The organism is Pantoea sp. RIT-PI-b, from assembly GCF_001187905.1.
Lineage (GTDB): Bacteria > Pseudomonadota > Gammaproteobacteria > Enterobacterales > Enterobacteriaceae > Pantoea > Pantoea nemavictus.
Window position 1 is genome coordinate 74,157 of sequence record NZ_LGIS01000015.1, and the last position, 17,527, is coordinate 91,683.

16 protein-coding genes are annotated in these 17,527 nt (G+C 56.3%); 7 read left to right on the plus strand and 9 right to left on the minus strand.

All coding sequences use genetic code 11. From position 1 onward, the window contains the following. The first annotated feature begins 73 nt into the window (after nt 1-73). Nucleotides 74-1,036 carry a 6-phosphofructokinase gene (pfkA, locus tag AC790_RS09430; RefSeq protein WP_007885343.1) on the plus strand — a complete coding sequence of 321 codons (963 nt, stop codon included), beginning with the start codon at nt 74-76 and terminating at the stop codon, nt 1,034-1,036. Between the two features lie 145 nt (nt 1,037-1,181). After that, nucleotides 1,182-2,171 carry a sulfate ABC transporter substrate-binding protein gene (locus AC790_RS09435; RefSeq protein WP_007885344.1) on the plus strand — a complete coding sequence of 330 codons (990 nt, stop codon included), beginning with the start codon at nt 1,182-1,184 and terminating at the stop codon, nt 2,169-2,171. 42 nt (nt 2,172-2,213) lie between these two features. Here the strand turns inward: AC790_RS09435 and AC790_RS09440 are convergent, their stop codons facing one another. The 8 genes from AC790_RS09440 to AC790_RS09475 form a co-directional block, all read right to left on the minus strand. Further along, complete coding sequence (locus AC790_RS09440) at nt 2,214-3,383, minus strand: hypothetical protein (protein WP_049851587.1); 1,170 nt, start codon at nt 3,381-3,383, stop codon at nt 2,214-2,216. Between the two features lie 10 nt (nt 3,384-3,393). Then, nucleotides 3,394-4,176: an HpcH/HpaI aldolase/citrate lyase family protein gene (locus AC790_RS09445; protein ID WP_049851588.1), complete on the minus strand. Its 783-nt coding sequence runs from the start codon at nt 4,174-4,176 to the stop codon at nt 3,394-3,396. Further along, complete coding sequence (locus tag AC790_RS09450) at nt 4,158-4,874, minus strand: alpha/beta fold hydrolase (protein ID WP_049851589.1); 717 nt, start codon at nt 4,872-4,874, stop codon at nt 4,158-4,160. The genes AC790_RS09445 and AC790_RS09450 overlap by 19 nt, the downstream gene beginning before the upstream one ends. A gap of 2 nt (nt 4,875-4,876) precedes the next feature. Beyond that, nucleotides 4,877-6,058, minus strand: a complete 1,182-nt coding sequence (locus AC790_RS09455; protein ID WP_049851590.1) for an MFS transporter — start codon at nt 6,056-6,058, stop codon at nt 4,877-4,879. A 10-nt stretch (nt 6,059-6,068) separates the two neighbouring features. After that, on the minus strand, nt 6,069-6,830 hold the full coding sequence (locus AC790_RS09460) for an SDR family NAD(P)-dependent oxidoreductase (protein WP_049851591.1): 762 nt from the start codon (nt 6,828-6,830) through the stop codon (nt 6,069-6,071). A gap of 10 nt (nt 6,831-6,840) precedes the next feature. After that, nucleotides 6,841-8,160, minus strand: coding sequence for a histidinol dehydrogenase (gene hisD / locus AC790_RS09465; RefSeq protein WP_049851592.1), 1,320 nt, complete (start codon nt 8,158-8,160; stop codon nt 6,841-6,843). A gap of 180 nt (nt 8,161-8,340) precedes the next feature. Next, nucleotides 8,341-9,645 carry an amidase gene (locus tag AC790_RS09470; protein WP_049851593.1) on the minus strand — a complete coding sequence of 435 codons (1,305 nt, stop codon included), beginning with the start codon at nt 9,643-9,645 and terminating at the stop codon, nt 8,341-8,343. Next, nucleotides 9,642-10,877: an MFS transporter gene (locus AC790_RS09475; protein WP_049851594.1), complete on the minus strand. Its 1,236-nt coding sequence runs from the start codon at nt 10,875-10,877 to the stop codon at nt 9,642-9,644. Before AC790_RS09475 ends, AC790_RS09470 begins: the two co-directional genes overlap by 4 nt. Before the next feature lie 300 nt (nt 10,878-11,177). On the opposite strand from AC790_RS09475, the gene AC790_RS09480 reads away from it, so the two are divergent. From AC790_RS09480 to AC790_RS09500, 5 genes are all read left to right on the plus strand, one after another. Further along, complete coding sequence (locus AC790_RS09480; protein ID WP_007885356.1) at nt 11,178-12,245, plus strand: LacI family DNA-binding transcriptional regulator; 1,068 nt, start codon at nt 11,178-11,180, stop codon at nt 12,243-12,245. Continuing rightward, a complete protein-coding gene (locus AC790_RS09485) occupies nt 12,245-13,213 on the plus strand; it encodes a nuclear transport factor 2 family protein (RefSeq protein WP_007885358.1) in 969 nt (322 codons plus the stop codon). Before AC790_RS09480 ends, AC790_RS09485 begins: the two co-directional genes overlap by 1 nt. Nucleotides 13,214-13,366: 153 nt before the next feature. Beyond that, nucleotides 13,367-14,521 carry an ester cyclase gene (locus tag AC790_RS09490; protein WP_049851595.1) on the plus strand — a complete coding sequence of 385 codons (1,155 nt, stop codon included), beginning with the start codon at nt 13,367-13,369 and terminating at the stop codon, nt 14,519-14,521. Beyond that, the gene (gene hisD, locus AC790_RS09495) at nt 14,518-15,816 is read left to right on the plus strand and encodes a histidinol dehydrogenase (protein ID WP_049851596.1); all 1,299 of its coding nucleotides are present in this window, start codon (nt 14,518-14,520) and stop codon (nt 15,814-15,816) included. Before AC790_RS09490 ends, hisD (AC790_RS09495) begins: the two co-directional genes overlap by 4 nt. A gap of 63 nt (nt 15,817-15,879) precedes the next feature. Beyond that, nucleotides 15,880-16,632 carry a CDP-diacylglycerol diphosphatase gene (locus AC790_RS09500; protein WP_049851597.1) on the plus strand — a complete coding sequence of 251 codons (753 nt, stop codon included), beginning with the start codon at nt 15,880-15,882 and terminating at the stop codon, nt 16,630-16,632. Nucleotides 16,633-16,695: 63 nt separating this feature from the next. Here AC790_RS09500 and tpiA read toward each other — a convergent pair whose 3' ends face one another. Next, nucleotides 16,696-17,463, minus strand: a complete 768-nt coding sequence (gene tpiA, locus AC790_RS09505) for a triose-phosphate isomerase (protein ID WP_049851598.1) — start codon at nt 17,461-17,463, stop codon at nt 16,696-16,698. Nucleotides 17,464-17,527: the final 64 nt, after the last annotated feature.

The window sequence follows — 17,527 nt, forward strand, 5'->3', positions numbered from 1 at the left end:
TGCGATCGCGAGCTGCTCCACGCCAGACACATGGCAGGAATAATCCTTAGTTTTGAACAATCCAGAGGTTGTCATGATCAAAAAAATCGGAGTACTGACCAGCGGCGGCGACGCCCCAGGCATGAACGCAGCCATTCGCGGAGTTGTACGTTCCGCGCTGAGTGAAGGACTGGAAGTTTTTGGTATTTACGACGGCTATCTGGGTTTGTACGAAGATCGCATGATCAACCTCGACCGCTATAGCGTGTCAGACATGATCAACCGCGGCGGCACCTTCCTCGGCTCCGCGCGCTTCCCAGAATTCCGTAACGATGAAGTGCGCCAGACTGCGATTGATAACATGAAAAAGCGCGGTATTGATGCGCTGGTGGTTATCGGTGGGGATGGTTCATATATGGGTGCTAAGCGCCTGACCGAAATGGGCTTCCCATGCATCGGCTTGCCGGGCACCATCGATAACGACGTAGCGGGCACTGATTACACCATCGGCTACTTCACAGCGCTGGAAACGGTGGTTGAAGCCATTGACCGTCTGCGCGACACCTCATCTTCACACCAGCGTATTTCAATCGTCGAAGTGATGGGCCGTTATTGCGGTGATTTGACGCTGGCGGCAGCGATTGCGGGTGGTTGTGAATTCATCGTTCTGCCAGAGATTCCTTATACGCGTGAAGAGCTGGTTTCTGAAATCAAAGCCGGCATTGCTAAAGGTAAAAAGCACGCCATTGTGGCGATCACCGAGCACATCTGTGATATCGACGATTTAGCGCATTTCATCGAAGCTGAAACCAAACGCGAAACGCGCGCGACCGTGCTCGGCCATATTCAGCGTGGTGGCGCTCCTTGTGCATATGACCGCATCCTGGCGTCACGCATGGGTTCATACTCTATTGAACTGCTGCTGCAGGGTTATGGCGGCCGCTGCGTCGGTATTCAGAACGAGAAGATGGTGCATCACGACATCATCGACGCGATTGAAAACATGAAGCGTCCATTTAAACGCGACTGGCTGGATACCGCGAAAAAACTCTACTAATCATTATCATCAAGGCGCGACGAGATTCGCGCCTTTTTTATGCCTGTTCATATTCCGTACGGTTATAACAGCTTATTTTTAATTCTTTAATCCATGGATAAGTTTGTGTCAGTCTTGTTCTATAACGACCTCGGGAGAGCAAGCAATGAATAAGTGGAGTATTGGTGTCACCCTGTTACTGGCTTCAACCAGTGTTCTGGCAAAGGATATTCAGCTGTTAAACGTCTCTTACGATCCCACCCGTGAGCTGTACGAGCAGTATAACAAAGCATTTAGCGCTCACTACAAGCAGGAAACCGGCGACAACGTCGTAATTCGCCAGTCGCACGGCGGATCGGGTAAACAAGCGACTTCCGTGATCAATGGCATTCGTGCTGATGTGGTTACGCTGGCGCTGCAATCCGATGTAGATGCTATTGCTGATCGTGGTCGTATCAATAAAGATTGGATCAAACGCCTGCCAGACAACTCTGCACCATACACCTCGACCATCGTGTTCCTGGTTCGCAAAGGCAACCCGAAAGGCATTCATGATTGGCCAGATCTGATCAAACCGGGTGTTTCTGTCATCACACCAAACCCAAAAACGTCGGGCGGCGCACGCTGGAACTATTTGGCGGCCTGGGGTTGGGCACTGGATCAGAACCATGGCGATCAGGCCAAAGCACAGGCTTACGTGAAATCGCTGTTTAAGAACGTTGAAGTACAGGATTCTGGCGCACGCGGCGCAACCAATACCTTCGTTGAGCGTGGCATTGGTGACGTGCTGATTGCGTGGGAAAACGAAGCGTATCTGGCGGTTGATAAGCTGGGTAAAGACAAGTTTGAAATCGTTACGCCGAGCGAATCGATTCTGGCCGAGCCAACGGTTTCGGTGGTGGATAAAGTGGTTGATGAGCAGGGCACGCGTAAAGTGGCCGAAGATTACCTCAAGTATCTCTATTCACCGGAAGGCCAGACCATCGCCGCCGAGAATTTCTACCGTCCACGTGATGAAACTGTAGCGAAGAAGTTTGCTGATAAATTCGCGCCGGTGAAACTGTTCACGATCGACAGCAAGTTTGGTGGCTGGACGCAAGCCCAGAAAACCCACTTTGCTGATGGCGGCAGCTATGATCAGGTGATGAAACCTTAAGGCATCAAGAAACGGCCAGCGCTTATGCTGGCCGTTGGTCTTTTATGCTTCCTGCGTGGCCAGTCTTCGGCCAGCCCGCTGTGCCACCAGCGGTAACAGCGCCAAACGTACCAGATAGCCATCGGGATCGAGTCCCCAGCCCAGCTCTGTTGCGGCATCGACAATCGCTTTATCCCACTCCAGCTTTTTCCGTTCGTCACCTGCGGTGGTGATCACCACTTCGCAATCATCATTTTGTGCTTGATAGCGACGCCAGCTGCCTGCTGGCACGGAAACCACCGAACGTTCTGGCGCGGTAATAGTGACTTCTTCGCCATCACGGTTGAACGTGACGCTAAGCGTGCCCTTAAACACCATCAACACTTGCACCTGTTCACAGCGGTGTAAGCCCATTTTGCCCTTCTTGGGTAGCGCCAGCCACTCTACGGAGAAGCCATGCGGCGATCTTATCGGCGGAGTGACCTGACGATCCTGGCTGATGCCGTAGCCGATAACAGGTGCCAAACGCGCGCCGTGACCAGGCAACATCGCATCCAACAATGCGCACTCGCTCCACGCGCGCTGCTCGCCAGTAACGGCAAATTGCGCCATTTGCTGCGGTGAGAAGTGATCGAGCTTTGCCATCTCTGCATCGGGCAGCGGCGGCATACGTTCAGCGACATCGGGAATTGCCGCGCCGGTTGAGGTATCGATAAGCATGTTATTGGGGCTGAGATAGAGTCCATATTCCGCCGCAGCCGACATCACATCGGGATGCCAGATAATACCGCCGGTATTATCACCTCCGAGTACGGTAAATACCCAACCATCGGTATCGGTGGCTGAAACGTTGGTGAACCCGCGGAAAATCCATGTCGGCAGGCTAACAATCGCCGGTGCTTCAAGCTCCAGTGACTCTTCACCTTTGTTGCCCCAGCGAAAACGCCAGCGGCCTTCATGGATCAGGAACACTTCGGCGGTGAAATGCAGATGCAGATTGTTGGTAACACCTTTCGGCATGGCTGCGGCGCCAATATTAAAACCGTGTGCTTCGGGAATATTAATAACCTGCTCAGACGACTGTGTGACGCCCGGCCCGATAAACGAATAATTCTGCTTCAGATGCGATCCCGGCAGTTTGCAGTCGATAAACGCCAAATTGCACGACACCATATCTTCTGGCGCAATCAGACGCGCACGTGCTGCTTCTTTAGACAACGTTTGCTGTTTCATCATCTTCTCCTTAGTAACCAGAACCGGAACGTACCGGCATCACCTCACCGCGCGCGGTGGCAACGGCATGGCGTGCTGCATGGGTGAGTTGCATTACATCGTTAGCGGGTGTCACCAGTTGAAAGCCCTGCGCAATACGCTGTGCGGCGGCTTCTCCGCTGGTACAAAAAATCCCGGCCAACTTATGGCAGGCGCGAGTGCGGCTAAGTACGCGTTCGATAGCATTCAGCATCTCAGGATGTTGCGATTCGGCGCTGGCCTGGCCGGTAAGCGTCAGAGAGAGATCGTTTGGACCGATAAACACGCCATCCAGCCCGTCAACGTCGAGAATGGCATCCAGATTGGCCAGCCCAGCGCGGGTTTCGATCATCGCCAGCGTCAAAATTTGCTGGTTGGCGTGCTGTGGATAATCTTTGCCGCCGTATAGCAGCGCACGTGCCGGGCCAAATGAGCGCGAACCTAGCGGCGCATAGCGACAGGCGTCGACAAACTGCTGCGCCTCGGCGGCATCGTTAATCATCGGGCAGATAATGCCGTAGGCTCCGGCATCCAGCATGCGCATGATTTGTGCCGGTTCGTTGTGCGAAACGCGCACCAGCGGCGTAGTGGGCGTAGATGAAAGCGCCTGCAACATAGTGAGCGCGGCGGCAAAATCTATCAGGCCATGTTGCAGGTCAACGGTTACTGCGTCGTAGCCCTGATGCCCGGCTATCTCAGCGCTGTAGCTGCTGGGAATCGCCAGCCAGCCATTAATGATCGGCTCATGTCGTTGTTTTAAAGGGTTGATACGCATAATTCGCTCTCCTCAATCCAGGTTTGCAGCGCGCTGGCACAGGCCTGCGGCCGCTCCAGCAGCAGAAAGTGTCCGCACTGCTCAAGGGTGATGTGTCGGGCCGCGGGTGCGGCCTTGACGAGCAGACGATGATGTTCAGGTGTGCAGATGGCGTCGCTGTCGCCGTTGAGGATCAACAACGGAGCATGTAGCGACAGTAGTGTGTGCCGCAGGTCGCGACGTTGAATAGCGATTGCCGTTTGCTGGCGAAAGCGCTCAACGCTGGTGCGTTCAGCCATCTCAACCAGCGTGCGCAGCAGCGCGCGATCCGCCAGTCGCGAAGCATGGACGTAACGCGGCCACAGCCGTTCAACAATTGGCTGCATCCCGGCTTGCTCGGCATGAGAAAGTAAGGCAATGCGGTTCGCGGCATTTAGCGGCGCATCAGCTAGCGGATTGACTGCCAGCAACGCCAGGCCAGCGATGCGCGTTGAGGCTTGCGCTTGCATCTCCAGCGCCACTAATGCGCCTAACGAAAACCCCGCCAGTAGAAAGCGTGCAGGTAAATCGGCCAGCAGCTGCGCCGCCAACTGTTCAGCACTCTCGGCTCCCCCCATCTCGGGAATGATCACCGGTTGCTGCGGCAGATGGCGACAAAGCGGTTGCCACAGTGCGCCATCACATAATGTGCCGCCTAATAACACCAAAGGCAGTTGCATGGTTAGCCCTCCGCCATAGGACGGGCATGCACCATCTGCATGACATGGCGCACCAGCAGCAGCGACAGCAGGGAAATAATGCCAATCACCATGAAACCTTGCTGCATCGCAAAGTAGTACTTGATGTAGCCGACCAACACCGGACCAAAGAAAATCCCGGCCGAATAAATGCTTTGATACAGGCCAACGCGCGTTGATTGCTGCCAGGCTGGCGTGCGGGTGACAATCAGCGAATTCAGCACAGTAGAGATCATGCCGAAGGCGCATCCGGCCAGGGCCTGCAAGCCATACAGCAGCCAGATATTGGGCGCATAGGGCATAGCGATCGCCCCCCCCCCTTGCACGACACCGCCGATAATGGCGGTATTACGTAAGCCCAACACGCGATAGAAGAAGGGCGCGCACAGCGCAGTGGCCAGCGCATAGAAGAACAGATGAATGCCGCTGAGTGTGGCCAGCGAGGCGGCCGCCATACCAAAGCCTTCTGCCAGCAACGGCGTTAGCGTATCGCGCGTGGCGAACGGCACCATCATCACCAATGCACACAATCCACCGAGATACCACACCGAGGGATCGCGTAGCTGAATGCGCACCGCAGAGAGGCGCTGAGCCGTGGGCATGGCTTCCGGGCGTTTTTCACGGATGAAAAATGTCAGCAAAAAGGCCAGTAGCGCAGCGGTGGAAGCGACCAAAAAGCTCGATTCGGCCCCAAAATGACGGGCGATAAAACCGGCAATTGAGATTCCAATAAACGTGCCTAACGGCGAGGTAACACTCAGCATGGCTACCGCGGCGGCGGCCTCCAGCGGCGGAAAATAAGCAACAAACATCACGTTGTAAACGACCCACGTCGCGCTGGTCACACCATCGGCGAGCTTGGCGATAAACAGCGTTTCCGGCGTTGGCCAGAGATACACAACCGGCCAGGCGACGATGGTAAACAGCAGGCCAATCTGGATGATGCGCTTACGGCTGCGAAAGCGATCCGACAGGATGCCGGTAGGAAAACGCAACAACATGGAAGCTAATCCGGTGGCGCCGATAATAATTCCCATCACGCGCGCCTCCACATTCAGTGAAGTAATGTAAGGCGCGAGAAACGGATCAAAGGCGTGAATGCTGATAAAAAACAGCAGACTAATAATGAAAAACAGCAGCACATCGCGACGTAATAACGCTTTCATAATCCGATCCTCAATAAGCCGTCCAGCCGCCATCCACCTTCAGCGCGCTGCCGGTGATCAGTGCAGCCGCACGGGACGCCAGAAACACCACCGGGCCCATCACATCTTCAAGCGTGCCGAGGCGGCCCAACTGAATACGGCGCAGCGTCTGCTGACGGAACGCTTCATCTGCCAGCGAAGCCTGCGATAGCTCGGTTTCAATAAAAGTGGGACACAGCGTGTTGACGCGAATGCCGTCGCGTCCCAGCTCCAGCGCCATGGCGCGCGTCAATCCTTCCAGCGCGGCCTTAGACGCGCAGTAGACGCTGCGCTGTGGCCCGCCAACGTGTGCCATCTGCGAGGAGAGATGGATAATGCTGCCGCCGTGTTGCGCAGCCTGCATTCTCGCCGCCACCTGCTGCGACAGAAAAAACGTCGCGCGCAGATTCACATCCATGACGGCATCGAAATTTGCTTCGCTGACTTCGCTGAACGGTTGATGACGTGCCAGCCCAGCGCTGTTAACCAGCACATTAAAGCTCGGCAGGTCGTGCAGCGTCTGGCGTACCGCGTGTATGTTGCAAACGTCGAGCGGCAGCGCATGCAGCGTCAGGCCAGCGTTAGCTGCCTGCTGTACGGCGTTGTTCAGGCGATCGGCATCGCGGGCGGCAATCCACACCTCTGCACCGGCTTCGGCCAGCGCGATAGCGGCAGCGAAGCCGATACCGCGCGATCCACCGGTTACCAGCGCACGCTGTCCATCAAGACGAAATGAAGGGGTCATCGGAACCATGTGCGCCTCCTTATTTCACCGTCACCGGAGCAGGTGTGGCGTAAGGTACGTCTTGTTGGCCGTAACGGCGCACGCGGATGTTGGCCTGTTCAGCATGGCCAGCAAAGCCTTCCAGCAGCGCCAGACGTGAGCAGTAAGCGCCTATTTCCGCCGAAGCTGCATCACTGGTGACGCGTTGCCAGGTGCAGGTTTTCATAAATTTGCCCACCCACAAGCCGCCGGTATAGCGCGATGCGCCCAGCGTTGGCAGCGTGTGATTGGTGCCGATTACCTTGTCGCCGTAGGCCACATTGGTACGTGGACCGAGAAATAACGCGCCGTAATTGCGCATATTTTGATGATACCAATCGTCGCGATCGGTCATCACCTGCACGTGTTCTGACGCGATACGATTAGCTTCTGCCAGCATCTCATCGTGGTCGGCACACAGAATGATTTCGCCGAAGTCGTGCCAGGCTTTTTGCGCCACATCGGCGGTGGGCAGTTGCAGCAACAGCTGGTGGATGTAGCGCTCGGTATCCTCAGCGAGCTGGCGCGAGCAGGTCAGCAAAATCGCGGGTGAGGTGGGGCCGTGTTCCGCCTGGCCGAGCAGATCGGTAGCGCAGAGTTCGCCGTCGACGCTGTCATCGGCAATCACCAGCGTTTCGGTGGGACCCGCGAACAGATCGATGCCGACGCGACCAAACAGCTGGCGTTTGGCTTCCGCAACCCATGCGTTACCGGGTCCGACTAACATGTCGACCGGCGCAATGCGTTCGGTGCCAATCGCCATGGCGCCTACCGCCTGAATGCCGCCGAGCGCATAGATTTCGTCTGCGCCAGCCATCGACTGCGCCGCCACAATCGCCGCGGCCGGTTTACCGTGAAACGGCGGCGCACAGCTCACAATGCGATCGCAACCTGCCACTTTGGCGGTGATGATCGACATATGCGCCGAAGCCAGCAGCGGATATTTGCCGCCAGGCACGTAACAGCCGACATGACTAATCGGAATGTTGCGATGGCCGAGAATCACGCCCGGACGGGTTTCAATCGCTAAATCGGTCAGGCAATTTTTTTGTGCCTGCGCGAAGTTGTGCACCTGTTCCTGGGCGAATTCGATATCGCGAATTTCTTGTTTCGTGAGCTGTTGCAGGCAGGCATTGATCTCCTGCGGCGTTAAGCGGAAATCATCGCGAGCGAAGCCATCAAATTTTATGGAGAGTTCACGTACCGCGTCATCACCGCGTGCTTCAATGTGCGCCAGCACGGTTTCAACATCGCTGCGTACCTGTTGCTGCTGCTGTTGGCGTTCAGCCTTTGCTGCCGCCTGTTTTAACCAAATTGCCATGTCCAATTCCTCATGATTGCATCCCGGGAAATAGGTTTGCATACGTATGCAAAAAGCGTAAAGGGGGCAAATCAGGAAAAGATGAAAAGTGAGAATGTGCGCAGTTTTATGCGGCATCAGGCAGCCAAAAAGCCCCGCGGGAGAAGGGTTCCCACAGGGTTAATACCGACAATGCTGCCGTTAACGCTGGCGTTCTATGGCTAGCGCCAGCGCCAGTAATGCCTCTTCATCAGCGGTGGGATAGAGCAGTTCCAGACCGAGCGGCAAACCGTTAGCTATTTGCCCGAACGGCAACGTCACGGCCGGCAAACCGCTTATAGCCGCCAGCTCAGGCGCCCAGCCCGGTGGCATTTTCTCCAGCGAAACCGGCGTGCGCTGGCTGGTGGGATAGATCAGTGCATCCAGCCGCAGCGCCTGCATTTGCTGTTGCAACTGCTGACGCAGATGGCGTTGAAAACGGCGCTGTTCGCGCCACGCTTCGCACACCAGCGCGTGCCGCGTGAGATGCAATTGCAATAAAGCGTCGAATTCGGCGAGATGTTCGCCACGGGCAAGCAGCGCAGAGAGTGACGTGGGTGCATACGCCATTTTTGTTAGCCAGCGTGCAATGGCAGGATGGAACTCGCGCAGGCTCAGGCAAGTTTCCTTCGCGACACGCGATGCCAGTGGCAACCGCAGCGGAACCAGCGTCGCACCAGCACGCCGCAGCCGGCAGAAAGCCTGTGCTAACGCCTGACGCTGCGCAGCCTCATCGCCCAGCAGATCGCTGACAACCCCTAAACGCACGCCGCGCAGGGATCGCGGCGGTAGCGGACGCACCGGCAACCCATGCATCACCTGATGCAGCAGCGCCGCATCGGTGACGCACCATGTCATGGGTCCAACCGTATCTTTACTCAGCGAAAGAGGCGCGACGCCGTGCAACTGGCGACGACGAAATGCCGGACGTAATCCCACCAAACCGGTCCAGGCAGCGGGAATGCGGATAGAACCACCGGTATCGCTGCCGAGAGCCGCATCCGCCATGCCCGCCACCACTGCCGCCGCGCTGCCGCCGCTGGAACCGCCTGCGGTCAGAAGTGGATTGAGTGGATTGCGTACATCGCCGCCCAGTGAACTGCGCGAGCGTACATCAAAGGCAAACTCGGAGAGATTGGTTTTAGCGAGAATTAACGCGCCCGCAGCTTTGAGGCGCGTAATAACACGCGCATCTTCGCGAGGCTGTGCGTCGGCCAGTGCGCGACAGCCGAGCGTGGTAGGGAGACCAGCACAATCAATATTGTCCTTTATCACCAGTGGAATGCCGTGCAGCGCGCCGAGCGGCGTGCCGGTGCGCCACAAGCGATCGCAGTGCTGCGCATCATTCATCACGTGCGGATTAACACTAATGATGGCGTTAAGTGAATGGCCCGCGCGCAGGGCGTCCAGCCGTCGCTCAACCTCATCTGCGCTATGAGGCTGTGGCTGCAGGCGCGCGGCAATCATTTCACCGCATCCTGTGACAACATGCCGCTGGTTTCAGAGGCAGCCTGCGGCATCTGGCGCTGCTGTACGCGTTTTGCCGCCAGTGGCGTCAACACGCCCGCGACCAGACACAATCCACCAATCACCCAATAACCCGCATGCAAGTTAACGTGCTGCAACAACACGCCCATCAACACCGGGCCAAAAAACATGCCGCACGAATAGATGGTCTGAAACAGCCCCATGCGCGTGGTTTGCTCATTCTCCGAGGTATTCACCACGCTGAGCGACATAAACACCGCGAACGCCATACCGAAGGAGAAACCGGCGAGACCTTGCCAGAGATAGATCAGCCATAAACTGCTGGTGAGTGGCACGAAAATCGACGAAACAATTTGCAGGCCAATGCCGATTAGCGCGGTGTTGACCAGGCCAAGGCGCTTATAAAACACGGAACTGCATAGCGCCACGGCGATGGCATAAAACAGTAAATGGATATTGCTCAACACCGCCAGCGTACCGGCCTGCGCGCCAAGCTGTTGGGCGTAAATTGGCGTCAAGGTATCGCGGGTGGCAAAGGGCACCAGAATCACTATGGTTGCCAGCAGGCCGATAAACCAGATGGTGCTATCACCCAGCTGGCGTTTGGCACTTAGTACGCAGGCTTTCAGATGCGGCGCTTTATGAATATCTTCCCCTTCACGAATGCGCAGGCTGAGCATCAGAGCCAGGCAGCCGGCCACGGCGGGGACGAAAAAGGCCTGCGTGCTGCCGAACCAGTGCACGATGACGCCACAGATCGCATTACTGATGAACACGCCGATCGGACCTGCCAGCGCCAGTAAGGCGACGGCGGCGGGCGCTTCATCGCGCCGAAAATAGCGAATGAAAATGATGTTGTAGAGCACCCAACTGGCGGCCGTAAAACCGCAGGCCAGCTTCGCCAGCCAGAATGTCAACGCGCCAGGAAAAAGCCACGCCAACGGCCAGGCGATGACCGGCAGCAGCAGTGCGACCTGCATAAACACTTTACGATTTTTCAATACGTCGGAGACGACGCTGAGTGGGAATCGGGTGCAGAGTGAGGCCAAACCGGTTGCACCCATAATCATACCGATGGTTTGTGGTTCAATGCCCAGCCGCACCATGTAGGGCGCCAGAAAGGCATCAAAGCCGTTGATGCAGATAAAAAACAGCACGCTCATTAAGAAAAACGTCAACAGCTCGGAACGGCTAAACAGTGCTCGAAACATGGTGTTGAACCTCTTGCAAGCCAGGTAAGTGACTAAAAACGCGGGTTTCATCCTGAGTCCGGGTCGCTAATTTTGCACTCTTTGAATACGTATTCAACGGCCGAAGTTACGAAATGATTACAACTTTGTAAAGTGTCGCTGTGGCATTGTGAAAAAAAAGTTATTGAGTGTTGCATACGCATGCAAAACTGGTGTAAGAGTAAAAAACACACACCGAAGCAGGTGAGTCCGGCTGGTGAAATTGGCTACAATGCTCAGCAGTCACCCGCGCATCAGTGTGCTAAACAGGAAGATAACACCATGAAACGTAAGACCTTCGGTCCAGTGACCTCACAACAAGTTGCGCAGCATGCTGGCGTTTCACAGTCTGCGGTGTCGCGTACCTTCACGCCGGGAGCCAGTATTTCACCCGCCACGCGTGAAAAGGTGCTGCAATCTGCCCGAGAGCTGGGTTATCGACCCAATGCGCTGGCGCGGTCGCTGAACACCGCACGCTCACGCATTGTTGGCGTGGTGATCTCCTGTTTCGATAACCCGTTTTATCCGCATGTGCTGGAAGCGCTGGGACGGGAACTGGATGCGCTTAACTATCATTTGCTGCTGTTCGTTAGCGATCGTGACAGCAATGTTGACCGCATTTTCGATCAGATTATGCAGTACCGCGTAGATGGCATCGTGCTGGCGTCTGGCGCGTTGTCCGATGCCTTGTCGGAAGAGTGTCACGGTGCCGGTATTCCCGTGGTGCTGTTCAATCGCACCGCCGAAAGCGAGATGGCGTCGAGTGTGAATACCGATAACCGCGCCGCCGCACGGCAGATCGCCGAATTTCTGCTGGCGGGCGAACATCAACGTTTTGCTTGCATCTCTGGCGCTGATAACGCTTCGGTGAATCAGCTACGGCTGGACGGCTTCCGCGATGCACTCAATGCACGTGATGTTGATGTCACCGTCGTTGCAGGCCATAACGACAGTGAGCACACCGCGCAGGCGGCACGTCAACTGTTCAGCAGCACCACGCCACCTGATGCGGTATTTGCGGTTAACGACCATATGGCATTGACGGTTATGGATGTGGCGCGCTACGAGTTCGGCTTGCGCATTCCGCAGGATGTGTCAGTGGTGGGTTATGACGATGTTGGGCCCGCGGGCTGGCCTTCATATGCGCTGACCTCCATCTGCCAGCCGGTTGAAGTGATGGTGCAACGTACGATTGGCCTGCTGATGCAGCAAATCGACAGTGCGGTGATGGCACCTGAGCAAATTGTTATTCCCGGCACGTTGGTAGTGCGCCACTCCGCACGGCGTCCGCGTCACGGCGTGGTAGAAGAGAACGGCCAGCTGCTATTTCGTTCTGAGGAGGTTGAGTAATGCGATTGCCGGGTTTCAGTCCCCAGTTTGATTCTATTCAGCAGTTCGTCCTGACGCTAACTCACGTGGTGTGGGAGCAGAAGGACATCGGGCAGCTGGCCGACTTCTATGCCACACCGGTGGTCTTTCACACGCCGGAAAAGCGGTTAACTGACTTAAGCGATTTTATGCGCCTGACCCTGGAAGCGCTGCACTGTTTCCCGCAGCGTCAGGTACTAACAGAAGATATTCTCGCCGCTCGTGAAGGCGATACGTGTTGGTACGCCTCGCAACGCACCCAGGCACGCATTCAGCATCTGGGTGAAGGTTTCTTTGGCGCGCCGAGTGGCAAAACGCTATGGGTGCGCACCTTCGCCGATCGTATTTGCCGGGATGGCCTGGTGGAACAAGAGTGGCTGTTACAGGATCGCGCAGGGATTTTGGCGCAGATTGGCGTCAACGTAGCGGAGTTTGCTCAGCATCTAACGCAGATGCGCCAACAGCAAGGACTGGAGATGCCGGCACCTGAAGAGCTGGAAGCGCGTTGGGCGGGCGGCCCGGATGGTGATGATGCGGAGGGCGCGCTGGCCGGCTTGATTGAGCGCTATCTCAGCATGTGGGCGGGCGGCAACAGTGGGGTAGTCCCAGGCGTTTATCATCCCGCCGCCACCTTGCACGGTCCGGGCCACAGCAGCTTTACCGGCGAGCAGGAGATTGGCAGCTTCCTTTCTGGCTATCGCGCCTCATTCGCTGACAGCGAAACACAGCTGCATCATTTGGTGGTGCGGCGCGATGCCAACGAACCGGTGCGCATCAGCCTGCGCTGGTCACTGTTGAGTTGGCATGATGGCTACGGAAAGTTTGGTCCACCGTCCCGTAAGCCGGTGTGTATTTCCGGAATTTCACATTTGGAATTACGTGATGGCGTAATTATGCGGGAATATTTAGGTATCGATGAACTCTCAATCTGGTTGCAGCTACTCAACTGAATAACCAGCACTTTTAAATAACGCGTTACGTCACGGTAATTAATTCCCTTAATTACCGACGGCGTTCTGCACCCTGAATTCAGCCGGGTGAATCGGCAGCGCTTGATTGCGAGGACCGCGCTCACCCTTAATTCGTCAAAAGCAGGAGTGTTTATGTCTACAACGGACACGGCTAATAAAGCCACCGCCAGTGAAAAGAGCGCAGAAAAAACCTCAGCACGTACCCAGGTCGAACCGGTTTTGCAGGTTGAGCGACGGGATTTTGTCGATCTGGTTCCAGAAAACCGTGCGCGAGTACAGCCGATGCGCGGTTTCGATCCCTGCTATACCGATATTGTTGATTACATTGTGCGTTGCACCCACAAGATTTGGGATGAGCGTGATGTCGGACTGATCTACAGCCATTACACCCATAACTGCGTGCTCTATAACGCGCTAGGCACAATTTATACCCGTGAACAGGTGGTGCTGGATACGCTGCAGCGCTTGGTGGCTTTCCCGGAGCGACGTGGCATGGCAACGCAGGTGATCTGGAACGGCAACGATGTTGACGGTTTTTACACTTCGCATCTGGTCACCGGCAGCGGTCGACACACGCAGCCAAGCCAGTACGGTAAGCCGACCAACCGAACCTTCACCACGCGTACCGTCGCGGACTGCATGATTCTGGAAAACAAGATCTACCGCGAATGGGTGGTGAGCGACAACATGTCGCTGATGCGTCAGCTGGGACTGGATACCGATCAGATCGCCTACAACATGGCGAAAGAGCAGTTTGATAAAGGTTTCCGCCTGACGGAGATTGGCGAAAACCGTCGCCTGCTGGGGCAATATCCGCCGGAAAGCGACCCGGATTATACGCTGGCGCACAGCGATACCGAGGCCCAGGTGCTGGGCTGGCTGCATGAGATCTACAACAAACGCATGCTGGGCAAAGTGAAAGACGTTTACGCCAGTAATGTGCAGTGGCACGGCCCGCTGATGAAAGAGCTGTATGGTCAGGCCTCGGTGATCCACCAGACGCTGGCGTTGATCGGCATGATCCCTGACGGCGCGTGGATGCCGCAGCATATTTGCTCCAATCCGTGTGAAGAAGGCGGCACTAAAGTGGCGGTGCGCTGGATGATGGAAGGACATCATCTGGGCTATGGCGAGTTGGGCAAGCCGACCGGGCAGCGTCTGCTGGTGATGGGCATGAGCCACTATCACGTGGTAAACGGTAAAATTGTGGATGAGTGGGTGGTTTACGATCATCTGGCGATGCTGGCGCAGATCAAATTGGGCCAACTGGCGGAGACGGAAGCATGAGTAAGCAACGCGTGCAGTTTATTAAGCAACCCGCAGGCGAAGATGCGCAGGCCGATGCCAGCCTGATCGCCACGGTAAGCGACATTATCAGCAATGTGCGCCAGCATGGTGATGCGGCGCTGCAGGCGTATTCACTGAAATTTGATGGGGTAGCGCCGGAACAGCTGGAAGTTTCGGCAGCGGAGATCGAGCAGGCGCTCACACAACTGGCCGCTCAAACTCGCCACGACAGTGAATTTGCCATCGCCCAGGTGCGCCGCTTCGCCGAAGCCCAGCGTGCAACACTGCAGCCGCTAGAGATTGAAACGCTGCCCGGCGTGCATTTGGGGCATCGCATCATTCCTATCGAAACCGTGGGCTGCTATGTGCCGGGCGGACGCTATCCGATTCTCTCCGCACCGGTGATGTCCATCGTGCCCGCGGTCGTAGCGGGCTGCGACAACATTATTGCCTGCCTGCCACCGGGCGCGCATCCGGCGATGATTGCTATCTGCCATTTAGCCGGGGCACACCGTATTTTTAAAGTTGGCGGCGCGCAGGCGATTGCCGCGATGGCGTATGGCACCGCATCGCTGCCGGCAGTGGACAAAATTGTTGGACCGGGTAACGCCTTCGTCAATGAGGCCAAGCGTCAGGTTTTTGGCAAAGTGGGTATTGATGCGCTGGCAGGGCCAAGCGAAATCTTTATTGTGGCCGATGATAGTGCCGATCCACGCGTGCTGGCGGCGGATCTGCTGGCGCAGGCGGAACATGATGTGCGCACTCGCGTAGGGCTGGCCACCACCAGCGAGCGCATAGCGCATGAAACCTTGCGTGAAATTGAGGCGCAGCTGTCATCGCTGCCGACGGCGAAGACGGCTGGTGAAGCATGGCAAAGACAGGGCGAGATTGTATTGTGCGCCGACGAAGATGCGATGGTGGCCTACACCGATGAGATCGCCACCGAACATTTGCAAATCCATGCTCGCGATCCCCATGCGCTGGCGGCGCGTATCCGCAACTACGGATCGCTGTTTATCGGTCAAAATGCCAGCGTGGTGTTCTCTGATAAGTGCTGCGGTACTAACCACACGTTACCCACCATGGCAGCGGCGCGCTATACCGGCGGGTTGTGGGTGGGCGCCTATCTGAAAACCTGTACGCATCAATGGATTGACGATCAGGGTATCGCGGCCATCGCCGCGCCTGCGGTGCGTCAAAGTCGTACCGAAGGCATGCAGGCACATCGTCGTGCGGCGCAGATTCGTCTGCAGCCGGAAAAACTCGATGCCATCCTGCGTGGCGCCGAGGATTAGTCCGTGACTTTCATCACCTGCCAGGCGAGGATGCTGGCAGGTGATGAACAGAGGAATCGGGCTATGCAGGGCAGTCGTCGTACCCTGAAGTTACTTACCGCACTATTGGTGCTGTTGATTGTCGGATTGATTGCCGCCGCCATTCATTTCCAGAAAAATTCCAACGCCTTGTGGCAGATCATTAGCGAGAAATGCGTGCCTGGCATGGCCGCCAGCGGCAAACCCGCGCCTTGCCAGCAGGTGAACAGTGCGCAGGGTTACGTCACGCTGAAAGATCTCAACGGTCCGTTGCAGTATCTACTGATGCCGATCGAAAAAATCAGCGGCATGGAAAGTCCCATCATTCTTGAGCCGTCTACGCCGAATCTGTTTGCCGACGCCTGGCAACAACGGACATTACTTGCACAGAAGCACGGCGCGCCAATATCAGATAGCGCGCTGTCGCTGGCAATCAATGCGCAATACGGGCGTACGCAGAATCAGCTGCATATTCACATCTCTTGTCTGCGACCGGATGTGCGTCAGCAACTTGATGCCCTGGCGCCGAGGCTTAACGCGCAGTGGCAAAGCGAAACGCTGCGCAAGCATCGTTACCTGATACGTACGCTTTCAACAGCAGAACTGGCGCAGCAGAGTGCGTTTATCCGTCTGGCAAACGAAGTGCCTCACGCGCGCACCGAGATGGGGAAATATGGCCTGGCGCTGGCGCAGCTGCCGGATGGTCGCTTAGCGCTGCTGGCGTTAGAACGCAACTGGCTCAAGCTGAACAGCGGTTCGGCGGAAGAGCTGCAGGATCATCAATGCGGGATTTTGTAAGGTCGACATTTCAGGTGACATAAAAAAGGCGGCTAATCAGCCGCCTCATCATACATCCAAAACTTACGCGTTTTTCGCAGCGGCTGCGGCTTTCACGATCACGGCGAAAGCATCGGCTTTCAGTGAAGCACCGCCAACCAGCGCGCCATCGATATCTGGCTGGGTGAACAGCTCAGCGGCGTTTTTGTCGTTTACCGAACCGCCGTACTGGATGATCACTTGCTGTGCGATGGCAGCGTCTTTCTTCGCGATGTGGTCACGAATAAATTTGTGCACGGCCTGAGCCTGCGCTGGCGTAGCGGATTTGCCGGTACCGATGGCCCAAACTGGCTCATAAGCGATGACCGCGCCTTCGAACGCTGCTGCGCCCTGCATTTCCAGCACGGCGTCGATCTGACGTGCGCACACTTCTTGCGTTTGGCCCGCTTCGTTTTCTGCGTCGGTTTCACCGATGCACAGAACGGGTACCAGGCCCGCTTCCTTCACGACGGCAAATTTCTTCGCGATGAACTCATCGCTCTCTTTATGGTAGGTACGGCGCTCAGAGTGGCCGATGATGATGTATTTCGCGCCAACGTCTTTCAGCATGTCTGCGGAAGTTTCGCCAGTGAATGCGCCAGACAAGTTAACGTCGACGTTCTGAGCACCCAGAGCGATGTGGCTACCGGAAATGGCGTGTTTCGCCAGGTCCAGATAGATGGCTGGCGGTGCAATCGCGACGCCACAACCATCAACACCAGACAGCTCTTTGCGCAGGCCTTCAATCAGCTCTTTGGTGATCTGCTTGCTACCGTTCAGTTTCCAGTTACCCATAACCAGTGGATGTCGCATTCTTTCCTCCGCATAACGCGATTCATGAAATAGCGCTGCCATCGGGCAGCGATGTCTGCGAGAC

What these genes read in the sequence shown, in the direction of transcription:
- tpiA (WP_049851598.1), bottom strand. Translation starts at nt 17,463, where the DNA reads ATGCGACATCCACTGGTTATGGGTAACTGGAAACTGAACGGTAGCAAG.
- AC790_RS09460 (WP_049851591.1), bottom strand. Translation starts at nt 6,830, where the DNA reads ATGGTTCCGATGACCCCTTCATTTCGTCTTGATGGACAGCGTGCGCTG.
- AC790_RS09500 (WP_049851597.1), top strand. Translation starts at nt 15,880, where the DNA reads ATGCAGGGCAGTCGTCGTACCCTGAAGTTACTTACCGCACTATTGGTG.
- AC790_RS09485 (WP_007885358.1), top strand. Translation starts at nt 12,245, where the DNA reads ATGCGATTGCCGGGTTTCAGTCCCCAGTTTGATTCTATTCAGCAGTTC.
- AC790_RS09440 (WP_049851587.1), bottom strand. Translation starts at nt 3,383, where the DNA reads ATGAAACAGCAAACGTTGTCTAAAGAAGCAGCACGTGCGCGTCTGATT.
- hisD (WP_049851592.1), bottom strand. Translation starts at nt 8,160, where the DNA reads ATGGCAATTTGGTTAAAACAGGCGGCAGCAAAGGCTGAACGCCAACAG.
- AC790_RS09455 (WP_049851590.1), bottom strand. Translation starts at nt 6,058, where the DNA reads ATGAAAGCGTTATTACGTCGCGATGTGCTGCTGTTTTTCATTATTAGT.
- AC790_RS09490 (WP_049851595.1), top strand. Translation starts at nt 13,367, where the DNA reads ATGTCTACAACGGACACGGCTAATAAAGCCACCGCCAGTGAAAAGAGC.
- AC790_RS09445 (WP_049851588.1), bottom strand. Translation starts at nt 4,176, where the DNA reads ATGCGTATCAACCCTTTAAAACAACGACATGAGCCGATCATTAATGGC.
- pfkA (WP_007885343.1), top strand. Translation starts at nt 74, where the DNA reads ATGATCAAAAAAATCGGAGTACTGACCAGCGGCGGCGACGCCCCAGGC.
- AC790_RS09435 (WP_007885344.1), top strand. Translation starts at nt 1,182, where the DNA reads ATGAATAAGTGGAGTATTGGTGTCACCCTGTTACTGGCTTCAACCAGT.
- AC790_RS09470 (WP_049851593.1), bottom strand. Translation starts at nt 9,645, where the DNA reads ATGATTGCCGCGCGCCTGCAGCCACAGCCTCATAGCGCAGATGAGGTT.
- AC790_RS09480 (WP_007885356.1), top strand. Translation starts at nt 11,178, where the DNA reads ATGAAACGTAAGACCTTCGGTCCAGTGACCTCACAACAAGTTGCGCAG.
- AC790_RS09475 (WP_049851594.1), bottom strand. Translation starts at nt 10,877, where the DNA reads ATGTTTCGAGCACTGTTTAGCCGTTCCGAGCTGTTGACGTTTTTCTTA.
- hisD (WP_049851596.1), top strand. Translation starts at nt 14,518, where the DNA reads ATGAGTAAGCAACGCGTGCAGTTTATTAAGCAACCCGCAGGCGAAGAT.
- AC790_RS09450 (WP_049851589.1), bottom strand. Translation starts at nt 4,874, where the DNA reads ATGCAACTGCCTTTGGTGTTATTAGGCGGCACATTATGTGATGGCGCA.